Raw genomic sequence first — 338 nt, 5'->3', positions numbered from 1 at the left:
AATAGTGCGGGGTTGTGGTGTGGGTAGCGGAGAAATTCCAATCGAACCTGGAGAAAGCTGGTTCTCTCCGAAATAGCTTTAGGGCTAGCCTCAAGATGAGAGTATTGGAGTTAGAGCACTGATTGGACTAGGGGCCCCCAACGGGTTACCGAATTCAGTCAAAATCCGAATGCCAAATACTTAATCTTGGGAGTCAGACTGCGAGTNATAAGATCCGTAGTCGAAATTGAAACAGCCCATACCACCAGCTAATGTCACAAAGTATACGTTAAGTGGAAAAGGATGTGGAGTTGCTTATACAACCAGGATGTTGGCTTAGAAGCAGCCACCATTTAAAG

At 45.7% G+C, this 338-nt stretch carries 1 rRNA gene; it reads left to right on the top strand.

The annotated features are described in order from the left end of the window. Window positions 1-338 (top strand): 23S ribosomal RNA (locus FNK51_RS26255); the annotation flags it as partial.

It is taken from the genome of Bacillus sp. B4EP4a (genome assembly GCF_006680105.1).
In the GTDB taxonomy this organism is placed as follows: domain Bacteria; phylum Bacillota; class Bacilli; order Bacillales; family DSM-1321; genus Peribacillus; species Peribacillus simplex_E.
The sequence above is the reverse complement of the archived record's forward strand: the minus strand, read 5'-3'. Positions and strand labels throughout refer to the sequence as shown.